General features: G+C 66.4%; 14 protein-coding genes. 7 read left to right on the forward strand and 7 right to left on the reverse strand.

Features of this window, described 5'->3' with window-relative positions; all coding sequences use genetic code 11:
- Window positions 1-83: 83 nt before the first annotated feature.
- Window positions 84-2,231 (reverse strand): phosphoribosylformylglycinamidine synthase subunit PurL, encoded by a 2,148-nt coding sequence (purL, locus tag ACERIM_RS17805; RefSeq protein WP_373633652.1) that lies wholly within the window; start codon window positions 2,229-2,231, stop codon window positions 84-86.
- Between the two features lie 130 nt (window positions 2,232-2,361).
- Between purL and ACERIM_RS17810 the strand changes: the two genes are divergently transcribed.
- The gene (locus tag ACERIM_RS17810) at window positions 2,362-3,045 is read left to right on the forward strand and encodes a PHP domain-containing protein (RefSeq protein WP_006648771.1); all 684 of its coding nucleotides are present in this window, start codon (window positions 2,362-2,364) and stop codon (window positions 3,043-3,045) included.
- Entirely contained in the window at window positions 3,042-4,166 is a 1,125-nt protein-coding gene (locus ACERIM_RS17815; RefSeq protein ID WP_373633653.1) for an asparagine synthase C-terminal domain-containing protein, read from the forward strand. Before ACERIM_RS17810 ends, ACERIM_RS17815 begins: the two co-directional genes overlap by 4 nt.
- Window positions 4,167-4,169: 3 nt before the next feature.
- On the opposite strand, the gene ACERIM_RS17820 is transcribed toward ACERIM_RS17815, so the two are convergent.
- From ACERIM_RS17820 to ACERIM_RS17845, 6 genes are all read right to left on the reverse strand, one after another.
- A complete protein-coding gene (locus ACERIM_RS17820) occupies window positions 4,170-4,496 on the reverse strand; it encodes a cupin domain-containing protein (RefSeq protein ID WP_006648769.1) in 327 nt (108 codons plus the stop codon).
- 91 nt (window positions 4,497-4,587) lie between these two features.
- The gene (locus tag ACERIM_RS17825; RefSeq protein WP_006648768.1) at window positions 4,588-5,679 is read right to left on the reverse strand and encodes a P-loop NTPase; all 1,092 of its coding nucleotides are present in this window, start codon (window positions 5,677-5,679) and stop codon (window positions 4,588-4,590) included.
- A gap of 137 nt (window positions 5,680-5,816) precedes the next feature.
- The gene (locus ACERIM_RS17830) at window positions 5,817-6,125 is read right to left on the reverse strand and encodes a hypothetical protein (RefSeq protein ID WP_006648767.1); all 309 of its coding nucleotides are present in this window, start codon (window positions 6,123-6,125) and stop codon (window positions 5,817-5,819) included.
- Entirely contained in the window at window positions 6,122-7,474 is a 1,353-nt protein-coding gene (gene nrfD / locus ACERIM_RS17835; protein WP_373633654.1) for an NrfD/PsrC family molybdoenzyme membrane anchor subunit, read from the reverse strand. The genes ACERIM_RS17830 and nrfD overlap by 4 nt, the downstream gene beginning before the upstream one ends.
- Window positions 7,471-9,135 (reverse strand): 4Fe-4S ferredoxin N-terminal domain-containing protein, encoded by a 1,665-nt coding sequence (locus tag ACERIM_RS17840; RefSeq protein ID WP_373633655.1) that lies wholly within the window; start codon window positions 9,133-9,135, stop codon window positions 7,471-7,473. Before ACERIM_RS17840 ends, nrfD begins: the two co-directional genes overlap by 4 nt.
- A gap of 259 nt (window positions 9,136-9,394) precedes the next feature.
- Window positions 9,395-10,069 carry a helix-turn-helix domain-containing protein gene (locus ACERIM_RS17845; protein WP_006181575.1) on the reverse strand — a complete coding sequence of 225 codons (675 nt, stop codon included), beginning with the start codon at window positions 10,067-10,069 and terminating at the stop codon, window positions 9,395-9,397.
- A gap of 135 nt (window positions 10,070-10,204) precedes the next feature.
- Here ACERIM_RS17845 and ACERIM_RS17850 point away from each other — a divergent pair, with 135 nt between their 5' ends.
- The 5 genes from ACERIM_RS17850 to ACERIM_RS17870 all read left to right on the forward strand — a co-directional run bounded on the left by ACERIM_RS17850 (window position 10,205) and on the right by ACERIM_RS17870 (window position 13,399).
- Window positions 10,205-10,432, forward strand: a complete 228-nt coding sequence (locus ACERIM_RS17850; RefSeq protein ID WP_006648764.1) for a DUF2249 domain-containing protein — start codon at window positions 10,205-10,207, stop codon at window positions 10,430-10,432.
- Window positions 10,433-10,513: 81 nt separating this feature from the next.
- Entirely contained in the window at window positions 10,514-10,747 is a 234-nt protein-coding gene (locus ACERIM_RS17855) for a DUF2249 domain-containing protein (protein WP_006181573.1), read from the forward strand.
- Between the two features lie 67 nt (window positions 10,748-10,814).
- Window positions 10,815-11,078, forward strand: a complete 264-nt coding sequence (locus ACERIM_RS17860) for a DUF2249 domain-containing protein (protein ID WP_006648763.1) — start codon at window positions 10,815-10,817, stop codon at window positions 11,076-11,078.
- Between the two features lie 87 nt (window positions 11,079-11,165).
- A complete protein-coding gene (cyoE, locus tag ACERIM_RS17865; RefSeq protein WP_373633656.1) occupies window positions 11,166-12,596 on the forward strand; it encodes a heme o synthase in 1,431 nt (476 codons plus the stop codon).
- 224 nt (window positions 12,597-12,820) lie between these two features.
- Window positions 12,821-13,399 (forward strand): plastocyanin/azurin family copper-binding protein, encoded by a 579-nt coding sequence (locus tag ACERIM_RS17870; RefSeq protein ID WP_049964282.1) that lies wholly within the window; start codon window positions 12,821-12,823, stop codon window positions 13,397-13,399.
- Window positions 13,400-13,518 lie beyond the last annotated feature (119 nt).

The following is a 13,518-nucleotide window of genomic DNA, read 5'->3' on the forward strand; positions in this document are numbered from 1 at the left end:
CGAACGAATATCAATATACCGGAGAGTAGCGGTAGTAAGGTGGACGTCGATCGCGGTCCCCGCCGATCATCACGCCGCGACCGTCACTCGAGGCCGCGTTCGATCGTTGCGCGCCGTTCCCGAATCTCGGCGGCGTCGGTTTCGATCGTCCGGTCGCCGACGGCGACGGACAGCGACCCGTCGTCGGTCGCCGTGCCGAGTTCGACGACGGGGGCGACGCCGTCGAACGCCTCGCGGACTGCCTCGACGGATTCGGTCTGGATCAGCGCGCGACCCGGCTGCTCGTGGAACAGTTCGCCGGCGGGGTCGTCGCCCGGCAGCGACACCTCAAGCCCGGCCTCGTCGGTGACCATCTCTGCGAGGGATACGGCGAGCCCACCGTGGCTGACGTCGTGAACCGCGAGCGTCGCGTCGTCGTCGGCCACCGCGGCGAGGGTCTCGATCAGGGCCGCGGGGTCGCCGGGCAGTGCGGGGAACCGGTCGCTGCCGCCGAACTGTGCGAGGTACTCGGAGCCGCCCAGCCGGGCGTCGCCGGTCTCGAGGCCCAGATCGCCGACCAGCACCAGGTCGCCCTCCGGTGCGGCCGACAGCGGTGGGGCGTCGTAGCCTTCTTTCGCTCCGACTAGCGCCAGCGTCGGCGTCGGGGGGATCGGCCCGGCGACGGAGTCGTTGTACAGCGAGACGTTGCCTCCGACGACCGGCGTCGACAGCGTTTCGCACATCTCGGCGAGGCCGTCGACGATGCCCTCGAAGCCGCCGTAGACGTCGGGCTTCTCTGGGTTGCCGCCGTTGAGACAGTCGACCGCGGCCAGCGGCGTCGCACCCTTGGCCGCGACGTTGGTCGCGTTCTCGAGCGCGATCGCGCGAGCGCCCTCGTAGGGCGCGGCTGCGGTCCAGTTCGGCGCGGCACCGGACGAGAGCGCGAGTCCCTGCTCGGCCTCTCTGACCGCAACGATGGCCGCGTCGTCGCCGGGGCCGACGCTCGTTCGAACGCCGACCTCGTGGTCGTACTGTCGGTAGACCCACCGCTTCGAGGCGGTGTTCGGGCTCTCGACGACGGCGTCGAAGGCGTCCTTAAGATCCGCGGCGGGCAGGTCAGTCTCGGGTTCGGCGGGGTCCTCACTCGCGAGGTCGTTCATCGGCGCGCCCTCGCCGAGGAAGTAGGCGTCGACGTCGACGACGGTCTCGCCCTCGAAGGTGCAGGTGTAGTTGCCGTCGGTGACCTCGCCGATGACCGAGCAACCGAGGTCGAACCGCTCGGCGATCTCGCGCACCCGCTCGACGTTGTCGGGTTCGACCTCGTAACACATCCGCTCCTGCGATTCGGCGAGCAGGATCTCGAGCGCGTTCATGTTCGGTTCGCGCTGGTGAACTCGCTCGAGTTCGATTCGCGCGCCGAGGTCGGCCTTGGCGACCATCTCGCTCGAGGCCCCGCCGAGGCCGGCGGCACCGAGGTCGCGGGCGGATTCGATCAGGTTCTCGTCGACGAGGGCCTCGTTGGCCTCGATGAGGAGTTTCTCCGCGTAGGGGTCACCGACCTGGACCGCGGGCCGGTCTTCGGTTTCGGCGTCCTCCGCTAGGTCCTCGCTGGCGAAGCTCGCGCCGCCGAGGCCGTCGCGGCCGGTGGCGTTGCCGACGAGGACGAGCTTGTTGCACGGTTCCTGTGCTTCGGCAGTGACCAGCCGGTCCTCGTTCGTCAGGCCGACGCAGGCGACGTTGACCAGCGGGTTGCCCTCGTAATCGGGATGGAAGTCGACGCTGCCGGCGACGGTGGGGACGCCGATACAGTTCCCGTAGTGGCTGATCCCCTCGACGACGCCCTCGAAGAGGTACTTCGAGTGGTCGTCGCCGAACTCGCCGAAGTACAGCGAGTCGGCCAGTGCGATGGGGTAGGCCCCCATCGAGAGCGTATCCCGGACGATGCCACCGACGCCGGTCGCCGCGCCGTCGAACGGGTCGACATAGGAGGGGTGGTTGTGGCTCTCGATCCCCATCGTGATGTACGTCGCGTCCTCGCCCTCCTCGCCGGGGAGCGCGACGACCGCCGCGTCGTCGCCCGGCCCGACGACGACCTGCGCCCCCTCGCTCTCGAAGGCCGACAGCAGCGGTCGCGAGGAGCGGTACGCACAGTGTTCGCTCCAGAGGTTCTCGAACAGCGCCGCCTCCGCTCGAGTCGGTTCCCGCCCCAGCTCGGAAACGACGAGTTCGCGGTCCGAATCGGCAAGACTCATTCACCTAGGTGGTGAAAGTCGGCCGGTAAATGGGTTTCTATATGCACGTTTATGCATATTGTCGGTCGGGTTCGACGATCGCAACCGACGGACCGAGTCGTTTTTGATCAGGCCGCCTAAACGTACGCTCGTGCTGTCGGTCGAACTCCACACGCACTCGTCGCTGTCCTACGACGGTCGCGACCCGGTCGAACTCATCTTGGAGCAGGCCGAGGCCGTCGGGCTGGACGCGATCGCCGTGACGGACCACGACGAGATCGACGCGAGCCTCGAGGCCGCCGAACTGGCCCCCGAGTACGGACTGGTCGGGGTTCCGGGCATGGAAATCTCGAGCAAGGCCGGCCACGTACTGGGGCTGGGACTCGAGGAAGCGGTCCCGCCGGGACTCTCCTTCGAGTCGACGCTCGAGGCGATCCACGACCAGGGTGGGCTCGCGGTGATCCCGCATCCGTTTCAGGAGGCCCGCCACGGCGTTATGGCCCGTATTTCCCGGGACCAGCTCGCGCTGGGCGACGCGATCGAGGTCTACAACTCGCGGCTGTTTACCGGCCGCGCGAACCGACAGGCCGAGCGCTACGCCCGGTCGCGGGAGCTACCGATGACCGCCGGCAGCGACGCCCACATCAGCGAGATGGTCGGGCAGGCGGTCACCCGAGTCGACGCCGACGAGCGCTCGGCCGATGCGATCCTCGCGGCCATCGCCGACGGCCGGACGACCGTCGAGGGGAAGCGAACGCCGTGGCGGATCAGCGTCCAGCAGTTCGCCGGCGGGGTCACGCGACGACTGAGCCGCGTTCTGAGTATCCTCCGATGACCGACGAATTGCGCGGCGACCCGGCGACCGTCCGCGACGCCATCGAGCGGGCCGATCCGCTGCCCGGTGGCACCGGCTTCGCCGGGCGTGTCGACGGCCGCCTCGTCCGCGATATCCTCGGCCGGGAGCCGCTGTTCGTCGACGCCGACGACTCCGCGGACGAGGGGCGGGCGTGGGCGTTCGAGCCGGCCCCGCTCGAGGACCCCGTCCTCTTCCCGGCCGGCGCGGCCGCAGCCGCTGACGAGCCGCTTCCTCAGCCGGAATCGCACTGGTCCCTTCCCGATCCCGAGCCACGCGCCCCCGAGCGCGCGCTCGCATCCCTCGAGCGGGCGATCGAGACGGCGGCCGACGCCGCGCTGGGGGCCGACCGCGATATCGCGGTCGCCTTCTCCGGCGGGGTCGACTCGGCGCTGGTCGCCGAACTGCTCGACGCACCGCTGTACGTCGTCGGCTTCCCCGACAGCCACGACGTCGAAGCCGCGCGGACGGCCGCCGACGCGATGGACCGCGAGCTGACGGTCGTCGACCTCGAGCCCGCGGACCTCGAGCGGGCGGTGCCGGAGGTCGTGCGAGCGACCGGCCGGACGAACGCGATGGACGTCCAGATCGCCCTGCCGCTGTACCTGGTCGGCGAACGCGTCGCCGCCGACGGGTTCGACGCGCTCGCGGTCGGACAGGGCGCGGACGAACTGTTCGGCGGCTACGAGAAGGTCGTCCGACTCGACCACCGGGTTGCGGCCGAGACGGTTCGGGGGGCCGTCCGGGAGGGGATCCGGAGCCTCCCCGAGCAGCTGCCGCGGGACGTGTTGACGATCGAAGCGACGGGGCTCGAGCCCGTCGCGCCGCTTCTCCACGACGCCGTGATCGAGGCCGCGCTTCGGCTCCCCGACGAGCTACTGGCCGACGCCGAGGAACGGAAACGCGGCTTCCGCCGCGTCGCGGCCGACTATCTCCCAGCCGAAGTCGCCCAGCGGGACAAGAAAGCGGTCCAGTACGGCAGCCTCGTCGCCCGCGAACTCGACCGGCTCGCTCGACAGGCCGGCTACAAGCGCCGGATCGACGACCACGTCGACAAGTACGTCGCCGCGCTGTGTTCGGACGGGCCGACCGAACGCGACTGAGATTTAAGACGGCAGCGGACAGAGGCTCGCGGTGAAGATCACCGTCTCGTCGGTCTCGTTGCTCGCCCCGTGGACGACGCCGCGCTCGTGGTGGACGACGCCGGGCGCCTCGATCGCCTCGCGTTCGTCGTCCTGCACGACGGTCACCGTCCCCTCGAGGACGTGAAAGACGTTCGTGCTGTCGGGGTGGTCGTGGGCCTCGAGTTCCGCCCCCGGACCGAGGGCAAAGGCTTTCACGAGGACGTCGTCGCTGACGGCCAGTTCCGCGGTCTCGACCTCGCCGTCGGCCGGCTCGAGGTCGGCGATCGATTCGGCGTAGCTATCGAGCATGTGGGACGGTTCGCTCGAGTCCACTATAACGCTCGGGGAAGACTACGATAGAACAGGAAGGCGCCACACTCTGGCGGCGGCCATCGAGGGTTCAGTCTTCCGTCTCGGTCGGCAGCTTGTTCGTCGGTTCGTGGGAGACGTTCTCCGAGACTTTGCGGCGGTTCTGCTCGCCGATCCGGTCGGCGATCTCGCCGACGACGTCCTCGAGGGAGTCCTGGACCTCGCTGTCGTCGTCCTTGACGAGGGCCCCTTCGCTGCCGTCGGCCCCGAAGTCGGGGTGGATCGGGATCCGACCCAGCAACGGCACGTCGTACTTGTCGACGATGGTGTCGGCCCCGCCGGTCCCGAACAGCCCGTGCTGGTCGCCACAGGACGGACAGACGAACGAACTCATGTTCTCGACGACGCCCAGTACCGGCGTGTCGTGTTTGTTGAACATCTGGATCCCCTTGCGGGTGTCGTCCAGGGCCATCTCCTGGGGCGTCGTGACGACGACCGACCCGGTCACTGGCATCGACTGCAGGAGGTTCAGCGTCGCGTCGCCGGTCCCCGGTGGCAGGTCGACGATGAGGTAGTCGAGTCGGCCCCACTCGACGCCCTCGAGGAACTTCATCATGAACTTGTTGACCATCGGGCCGCGCAAGATTGCGGGGTCGTCCTCGTCTTCCATCATCATCCCCATGCTGATGACGCGGACGCCGTCGGACCGCGGCGGCACGATCTCCTCGTTGGGCGTGACGCCGGGGTCGCTCTCGACCGGCAGGATCTGGGGGACGTTCGGGCCGTGGATGTCGGCGTCGAGTAGCCCGACCATCGCGCCGCGTTTCTGGAGGCCGGCAGCGAGGTTGGCCGCGACCGTCGTCTTGCCAACGCCGCCTTTCCCCGAGGAAACGGCGATGACGTTGCGAACCCGCGGGAGGACCTCCTGATCGAAGCCGTGTTCCTCGTCGACGTGTGCCCGCAGGTCGGGCTCGAGGCCGGCGTCTTCGATGACGTCACGGACTCGGTTGCCAAGTTCCAGTTCCGAGGGCGCATACGGCGCGTTGAGGGCCAGCGAGATCCGGGCGGTCTCGTCGTCGATCCGGACGTCGTTGACCAGCCCCAGCGAGACGATGTCCTCGCCGATGTCGGGGTCCTCGACCCCCTCGAGTTTGATTTCGAGTTCGTGTTCGGTGATGCTCATAGTGGCTGTGTGATACGAATGAAGGGGATCGAACGGGATACGTGTGATGGTTCGGCCATCGAAGCCGTTGCTATCGGGATGCGGACACGAGAAAAATGCGAAAAGCGGAACGGACGTTCGAACGCGATACGACTCGGTTACGGCGGGCCGACGCTGCTGATCGGCTCCGGCGGGCCACCGTAGAACACGACGCCGATCAGCACGGTCAGGATGAACATCCCGACCCACATCGACGTCGTCAGACCGACGAGATAGCCAACGCCCATCAGCCCGGACTTCGTGTCGCGGGGTTCACCGAGGAACCACGCCGCGAGCATGATGTAGACCGGAACCAGGATGATCGCGAAGATCACCCACGTCCCTTCGTTGGCGAAGCCGGTGAAGCCGCTGGTCCCGTCGTAGCCGTGGTACAGCAGCGTCGACGAGAGTGCCAGTGCTGAACTCATGCTTCCACCTCCGGTTCGGTCGCGTCGTCACCGTGTTCGTGGTCGCCGCGCATGTGTTCGACCGCGTGGAGTTCGACCACGGGAACGAGCTTCGAGAGGTTGAGGAATAAAAGTGCAACCAATCCGGCCGTCCCGACGAGCGAGAGCCATTCGATCGCGCTCGGGAAGTAGGTCCCGGGCGTGTTGGCGTAGATGTCGAACGTGGGGTGCAGGAACCCCTCGACGACGAACAGGATCTTTTCGGTCAGCGTCGCAGTGAGGATCGCACAGCTGGCGACCAGCGCCCGTTTCTTACTGAACAGCGACGGGCGAATCGCCTGCAGGAAGATATAGACCAGCGTGAGGAAGGCCATCGCCATCGCCATCTGATACAGCGGGTGGGCCATCTTCGCTTCGGCCGCGACCGCGCTGTTGGTCGGCCCGAGGAAGACGCCGTTGATGTTGGCCTGCAGCTGGAACCAGAGGAACAGCAGGGTGAAGAAGCCGAGCCACAGGAGCAGCCCGCGGAAGATGTCGTCGGTGATGATGTGGTCCCAGTCGTAGGCACGACGGAACGCATAGGAGATGATCATCACGCCGCTGATCGCCGACATCAGTGCGATGGCGAGGAACATCGGCCCCTGAATCCCACCGCTCCAGGCGGGCATCGCCGGGAGCAGTGCGAACAGCCACGGGATGACGCCGCCGTGGAGCAGGAGCGGGGCCATGATGATGACCGCCGCCGCGAGCCACCAGACCATCCGGTCGATGACTTCGTCTTCCTTCTCGGAGTAGCCGATCGTCATGATCTTGTAGACCGGCTCGAACATGTCCGGCAGATCATCGCGCAGTCGGCTGATGTCGTAGCGAAGCGTCAGTCCGAGGTAGGTCGCCGACAGCACGAAGTAGGCCGTAATGACCGTCACGTCCCACACTAGCGGCGAGTTGTTGACCGTGATGTGGTAGTGACCGATGACGCTCGTAACCATCCGGTCCGGACGGCCCATGTGGACCAGAATGTAGAAGCCGGCGGCCGAGAGGCCACCGATCGTCGTCATCTCCGCGAGTCGGGCAATCGGCATATAGCGGTCCATACCGAGCAGTCGGACGGCAGCTGAGAGGATAATGCCGCCGTGTGCGACACCGACCCACCAGATGAACGCGCCGATGTACAGGCCCCACGTCGAGCCACCGCCGCTCCCCCAGTCGCCGAGGCCGGTAACGATCAGCCCCTTCTGGAGCTGGTAGGCCCACGCGATCAGGAAGGCGACGAGGCCCAGTGCAGCGGCCCCGTACAGGATGATGTACTTCTTCGTGAACGTGTTGATCGGGCGGAGAATGTCCGCTTCGGTCGGCTCCTTCGTACTCATAGGGACACCCCGTCGACGTGTCCGACCGTTTCCTTGTCAAGGTACTCCTGGCGCTTGTCGAGCAGGTCGACGTCCTCGTACTTGGTCGGCCCCTCGACCTGGTGGGCCTCCGGCCCGGGCTGGGTCCCGAGGTAGGTGACGTTCGGGTTCGTCCCGACGTCCTCGAGCAGCTGGAACGAACTCGGGTCGCCGGCGTACTGCTCGAGCCGGATCTGAGCGGAGTCTTCGAGGGAGTCGGTCATGTCCAGATCCAGCGTCGCGAGGCTCTCCTCGCTCTCGAGGTCGACGTACTCCTCGAGCGCGGTGACGAACTCGAGGACCGTCTGTTGCTTCTCGAGGATGCTGTTGTTCTCCCCGTCACCGGGCTCGGTCTCGCTCTCCCGGCTGCGGATTTCGATCGCCTTCGCGATCGCGACCATGTCCGCGTCGAGGTCCGCGTCTTCGGTGCTGTCGATCGCCTCGATGGCGGCCTCGAGGCTGTCGCCGTCGCTGACGTTGCTGTCGACCACGTCGGCCGACGGGATGTCGGTGTTGAGGTTGATCACCGCGCGGCTCTTGGTCGGGTACTCGCGGTGCTGGGAGGGATCGCTGGCCTCGTCCTTGACGTTCCCGAACTGGATCGCGTTCGGCGGACAGGCCGTTTCGCAGGCGGTCGTTCCGACCTTCTCCTCTCCCTGTTTGCCGTCCTGCATGGACGGACACATCGTACACTTGCTCATCACACCACGGGGCGCTCGGCTGTCGACCCAGCGCTCGCCGTGTTCGTACTTGGCGTGGGTGATCTCGTCGGGATCCTCGGGGTCCTCGAACCCGTCAATGTCCTCGTAGGCGACGTCGGGGTCGTCCCACTGGAAGTAGTTGACGCCGTAGGGACAGGCGACCTGACAGTAGCGGCAGCCGATACAGACGTCGTAGTCGGTCAGGACGAGGCCGTCCTTGTCGCGGGTGTGACGGGCCGTGGTCGGACAGACCTTTTCACAGGGAGCGTCCGTACAGTGCTGGCACGGCCGCACGAGCATGTTGAAGTCGCTGAGTCGGTTGAAGTCGCTATTGACGTCGGTATTGCCGCTCTCGCTGGCACCGTGATGGTTCTCGTCCTCCCAGGCCATCACGTACATCCAGTTGACCCCCTGGTCGAGGTCGTTCTCCTGGGAACAGGCGGTCATACAGGAGAGACAGCCGTCACAACGCTCGAGGTCGATCGTCATCCCCCACTGGGTGTCGCTCTCCTCGGTGGTCTCCTGTCGGGGCCCCTTCTCCGCCGCGAGGCTCTGTTCGGGGCCGTCCGCGACGGTACCGAACGCGCCCATCCCGACGGCCGCAGCGCCGACCCCCATCTTCTTCATGGTTTCACGACGGGTCTCGTCGCCGTCGCCGTCGAACTTGTCGAGCATTCTGGAGGCGGTTCCTTTCGCCTCCTCCTGGGCCGCCTCGTAGGCTTCCTTGGTCGGGCGCTCGTCCTCGCCGAACTCCTCCATGACCTCCTCGTGGTAGCGGTCGTGGAATTCGGCCTCGGAGAGTTCGCCCTCGGTGACCCGCATCGCGTCCTGGGCCATCTTCATACCGAGTTCGCTGTCGTACTCGGTATCGTCGAGCATCGACTCGAGTTCGTCTTCCCACTCCTCACCGAGTGGGTGGAATGATTCGTCGTCCGTACTCATTAGATCAGAACACCTCTGTATATGACACTGGTGTCATGCCGGGGCTACTCGACGGCATGCACTTCAAATCGTTCATTTGTGGATCCTCACTCCGGGACTCACAACCCTACTCGGATGAAGCATCGAGCCGATTTCCAACGGCTGAGAATCAATGCGACTATGTTCGTGAGTATAAGTGGAGGGTGCTATACTAACGGCTGGCCCGAGCATCGGAGACCCGGATCGAGCGCACGGACATATAACGAACAGACGATCCGACTTAGCTGGTCGCGAGTTGCTCTTCGAGTTCCTCCTCGTCGTCGAGTCCCGGGAGGTCCTCGACGAACCGCTTGACGATCGCCTCCTCGGCCCGGTGGAGCGTCTCGCTGCAGGTCGACTTGGCGATGTCCAAGTGATCCGCCAGATCGGTCAGCGAGCAGCGCCGCGGGGTGTCGTAGTAGCCCTCGTCGACCGCAGCGACGACGACCTCGAGTTGGCGCTCGGAGAGCAGTTGGCTCTCGTGGAGCCGTTCGCGGACGTGTTCGATCCGGTACTGGAGCCCGAAGTGTTCGAGCTGTTCGGCGAGTTCGGCGAGTCGCTCCCGGGAACCGGTCACCTCGATCTTCGCCTCGCCGTCCTGAATCTCGACCGGCAACTCGATGGGCATCCCCGACTCTCGAGAGGAAAACAGCAGCAACGGGGCCGTCGTCTCGAAGTGGACCGTCGCCTCGTTGTCGCTCCACTGGGCCAGCGTGAGTTCGGTGAGCTGGGGGTGATCGTTCATGTCCTCGATCACCTCCGGCACCGACGAGCCGGCGATCCGGACGAGAGCGAACCCGGACTCGGAGCCGGGGACGGCGGCCAGCACCCGGAAGGTCGATTCGGGGTAATCCGTCGATATCTGTTGGATCCAGACCTCCTCGGGCATCGTGAGACTGAGTGTTGCTTGGGCCATACGAACGTGTTCCGTTCGAATCTATATCCCGGTAGTTACGAATATGTTCGCCCATTTCCTACCGACTGGGAAGTTCGTCCTGCTCGAACACGTTCGGACGAACGACCATCGGTCCGCGGCCGGAACGTGTAACTGATGGCGACCGAATCCACCGAACGAACGCTCGACGTCCGCGAGATCGATGGACCACCGTTCGACGACATCATGGCCGCCCTCGAGGAACTGGAGACCGACCAACGGCTCCGGCTGATCGCCCCGTTCGAGCCGAAGCCGCTCTACGAGGTACTCGACGATCGCGGGTTCACCCACGAGAGTCGGGAACGGGAGGGCGGTGTCTGGCACGTCCTCATCGAGCATGCGTAGGCCCTACGGGTCCGCCCCCGAGCTGGTACCGAACATATTCGTGCAAACGCCGATGCGGGACTCGATCCGAGTACGGGTTGCATGACGCGACTCGACGTCAGGGACATCCCGCCGGTGAACCGCCATCCGACCATCCACGACGAGTTCGAGGCCCTCGAGCCGGGCGAGGCGCTGACGATCGTCAACGATCACGAGCCCAAGCCGTTGTTCTACGAGTTCGAGGCCGAGGTCGAGAGCTTCGACGCCGACGGCTACGAGGTCGAACAGGTCGCACCCGACGAGTTCGTCGCGACGTTCCCGAAAGTAGAGGCCTGATCGAGCCGGCCGGTGACCGAACACGTACGGGAGCAGAGATAGCCGATACCGGCTCGAACCGACACCTATGCAATCGCCAGCCTCGATCGTCGACCGAACCGACGCACCGGACGACCGACAAACGGAGACGATCGACGTCCGATCGGCCGGGCCGCCGGAGCCGCTCCAGCGGACGCTCGAGACGCTCGTCGAACTGCCCGACGAGACGGTTCTCGTCCAGCGAAACGACCGCGTTCCCCAGTTCCTCTTCCCGAAACTGGACGACCGCGGCTACAGCTACGAGACGGTCGAACGCGACGACGACGTCGTGACGGTCATCTGGCGTGTCTAAGGCCGCCGGGCGACCGACGGATCGGGCGACTGACCGGTCGCGGGATCGCGGAAACGGGGACGGTAACGGCTGGGAGTGTACCCACGGATGACAACGGAACACAGTCAACGACGGTTCGCGGACCTACTGACAGCGACGGTGATCGCGGCGTACGTCCTCGTGGCGCTCGGGACCGCCGTCTCGACGACCGATAGTGCGGCCGCCTGCAGCGCGTGGCCGACCTGTTCGACCGATCCGATCATCGGCTCGGCCACCGGCGACACCCTCCTCTACTGGGGCCATCGCGTGGCGGCGCTCGTGGCCGGCTGCCTCGTCCTCGCGTCCGGGCTCGCCGCCCGCCGGGTCGAGGTCAACCGCCGTGTGGCCGCCCTCATCGGTTGTGCGCTCGTTCTCTTTCCCGTTCAGGTCCTCCTCGGTGCGACCATCGCCGTCGGTGGGCCGTCGGTCGCCGGCCCCGTCCACCTCGCGCTCGCGATGGCTATCTTCGCCTGTCTCCTCGTTGCGCTCGTGTTCACCCTCGATGACGGCACGCTCGAGGAGGAGACGGACCGGTTGACGCCGACGCCCGAGTCGCCGACCAGCGGCGATGACGCGGGCGGAGACCCGGCGACGGCCCCGCAGCCGACCGGCCGGGGCGCCCGGCTCAAACGGACGATCGGCGCGTATCTGACCCTGACCAAACCGCGACTGATGTGGCTGCTCTGTCTGGTCGCGCTGGCGGGGATGGGACTGGCGACGCTTTCCGGGGCAACGCTCGAGCCGTCGACGGCGCTTGCGACGCTTGCCGGCGGCGTCCTCGCGATCGGAGCGAGCGGAACCTTCAATCACGTCTACGAGCGCGACCGAGATCGGCGGATGAATCGAACGTCGGATCGGCCGCTCGTCCACGACCTCGTGCCGGCGCGCAACGCCGTGGCGTTCGGGGTCGGGCTCACGGCCGTGTCGATGGCCGTTCTCCTGACGTGGGTCAACGCGCTCGCAGCGGTGTTTACCCTCGCTGCGATCGGGTACTACGCCGTCCTCTATACCGTCGTACTGAAGCCGAACACGGCCTGGAACACGGTGTTGGGCGGCGGTGCAGGGGCGTTGCCCGCAGTCATCGGCTGGGTCGCCGTCACCGGGCGCGTCGGGCTCCCCGCCGTCGCCCTCGCGGCGGTGATCTTCCTGTGGACGCCCGCCCACTTCTACAGTCTCGCCATCGCGTACCGCGACGACTACGCGCGTGGGGGCTTTCCCATGTACCCGGTCGCGGAGGGCGTCGCCGCGGCGCGTCGCCACATCGCGTTCTACCTCGGCGCAACGTTGCTGGCCGCCAGCGGCCTGGGCTGGGTGGCCGGCTTAGGCTGGGTCTACGGCATCACGTCGGTCGCCCTCGGTGCCGTCTTCCTGCGGTCAGTGGTCCGCCAGTTCCGGCAGCCGACCGACGAGGTCGCGCTGCGGTCGTTTTACGTCTCGAACTACTACCTCGGGGCGATCCTGCTGGCGATCGTCCTCGAGACGCTCGTCGTCGCGGGCTGACCGGCGTCGCCCTCGACGGGGCGTCGCCGACGGTCGAACGAACGCCCGATGCCGAGTCCCGCCGCGACGAACGGCTTCTTTTTATTGATCGTCTGAACATGTACGCCCCTCCTCTTACCGCCCGAGAACTGTCGTACCGGTTGAACCGGCTAGCCCAGCTAGACGAGCGTGAGGGCAACGACTCGAGACCAGTTCGATCGATCGCCACACCGCATCATAGACCCATGACACACCTCTCACGCCGTACCGTCCTTCGATCGACCGCCTGTACAGTCGGCCTCGCGTTGGCGGGCTGTCTCGCCGAAGGCGACGAGCAGTCCGATGACGAGCAGCCGCCCGAAAACGCCGGGGAACTCGGCACTCCTGCCGAGGCGGTCACGATCACGGCGAACTCCCGGCCGTATCCCGAGTTCGACCCGCAGATCATCCACGTCGTTCCCGGCGGGACCGTCGAGTGGCTCGTCGAGACCGGTCGCCACGACGTCACCGGCTACCACGAGGATAGCCATGGGCCTCACCGAACTCCCGGCAGCGTCGAACCGTGGGGGAGCGACCGACTGACCGGGGTCGGCTCCGAGTACGAACACACCTTCGATACCGAGGGCGTCTACGATTACGTCGACACGCAGCAGGTCTGTACCTCACACGAAGTCGCCGGGAACGTGGGCCGCATCGTCGTCGGCTGGCCCGACCCCGCCGACGAGCCTGCGATGGCCGACCCCCAGCCGGAACTCCCGTTACAGGTCGTCAACGCGATCGAACTGTTCAACGAGAAAACCCGTCCCGTACTCGAGGAGGCATGAACGACGGTGTCTCGGGTCGGCCGGCACGCCTCGAGCCGTCCGTCGGACGCGCCGCTCGGTGGGCCCCTGGCGAACGTGTTCGCGCATTTCTATCGGGTCGGGAATCCGAGCAGCGCTTT

This window comes from Natrinema sp. H-ect1, assembly GCF_041821105.1.
Taxonomy (GTDB): Archaea; Halobacteriota; Halobacteria; order Halobacteriales; family Natrialbaceae; genus Natrinema; species Natrinema thermotolerans.

Excerpts from the sequence above, each read along its gene's own strand:
- purL (WP_373633652.1), bottom strand. The coding sequence starts at position 2,231 with ATGAGTCTTGCCGATTCGGACCGCGAACTCGTCGTTTCCGAGCTGGGG.
- ACERIM_RS17815 (WP_373633653.1), top strand. The coding sequence starts at position 3,042 with ATGACCGACGAATTGCGCGGCGACCCGGCGACCGTCCGCGACGCCATC.
- ACERIM_RS17820 (WP_006648769.1), bottom strand. The coding sequence starts at position 4,496 with ATGCTCGATAGCTACGCCGAATCGATCGCCGACCTCGAGCCGGCCGAC.
- ACERIM_RS17825 (WP_006648768.1), bottom strand. The coding sequence starts at position 5,679 with ATGAGCATCACCGAACACGAACTCGAAATCAAACTCGAGGGGGTCGAG.
- ACERIM_RS17830 (WP_006648767.1), bottom strand. The coding sequence starts at position 6,125 with ATGAGTTCAGCACTGGCACTCTCGTCGACGCTGCTGTACCACGGCTAC.
- nrfD (WP_373633654.1), bottom strand. The coding sequence starts at position 7,474 with ATGAGTACGAAGGAGCCGACCGAAGCGGACATTCTCCGCCCGATCAAC.
- ACERIM_RS17840 (WP_373633655.1), bottom strand. The coding sequence starts at position 9,135 with ATGAGTACGGACGACGAATCATTCCACCCACTCGGTGAGGAGTGGGAA.
- ACERIM_RS17845 (WP_006181575.1), bottom strand. The coding sequence starts at position 10,069 with ATGGCCCAAGCAACACTCAGTCTCACGATGCCCGAGGAGGTCTGGATC.
- ACERIM_RS17850 (WP_006648764.1), top strand. The coding sequence starts at position 10,205 with ATGGCGACCGAATCCACCGAACGAACGCTCGACGTCCGCGAGATCGAT.
- ACERIM_RS17855 (WP_006181573.1), top strand. The coding sequence starts at position 10,514 with ATGACGCGACTCGACGTCAGGGACATCCCGCCGGTGAACCGCCATCCG.
- ACERIM_RS17860 (WP_006648763.1), top strand. The coding sequence starts at position 10,815 with ATGCAATCGCCAGCCTCGATCGTCGACCGAACCGACGCACCGGACGAC.
- cyoE (WP_373633656.1), top strand. The coding sequence starts at position 11,166 with ATGACAACGGAACACAGTCAACGACGGTTCGCGGACCTACTGACAGCG.
- ACERIM_RS17870 (WP_049964282.1), top strand. The coding sequence starts at position 12,821 with ATGACACACCTCTCACGCCGTACCGTCCTTCGATCGACCGCCTGTACA.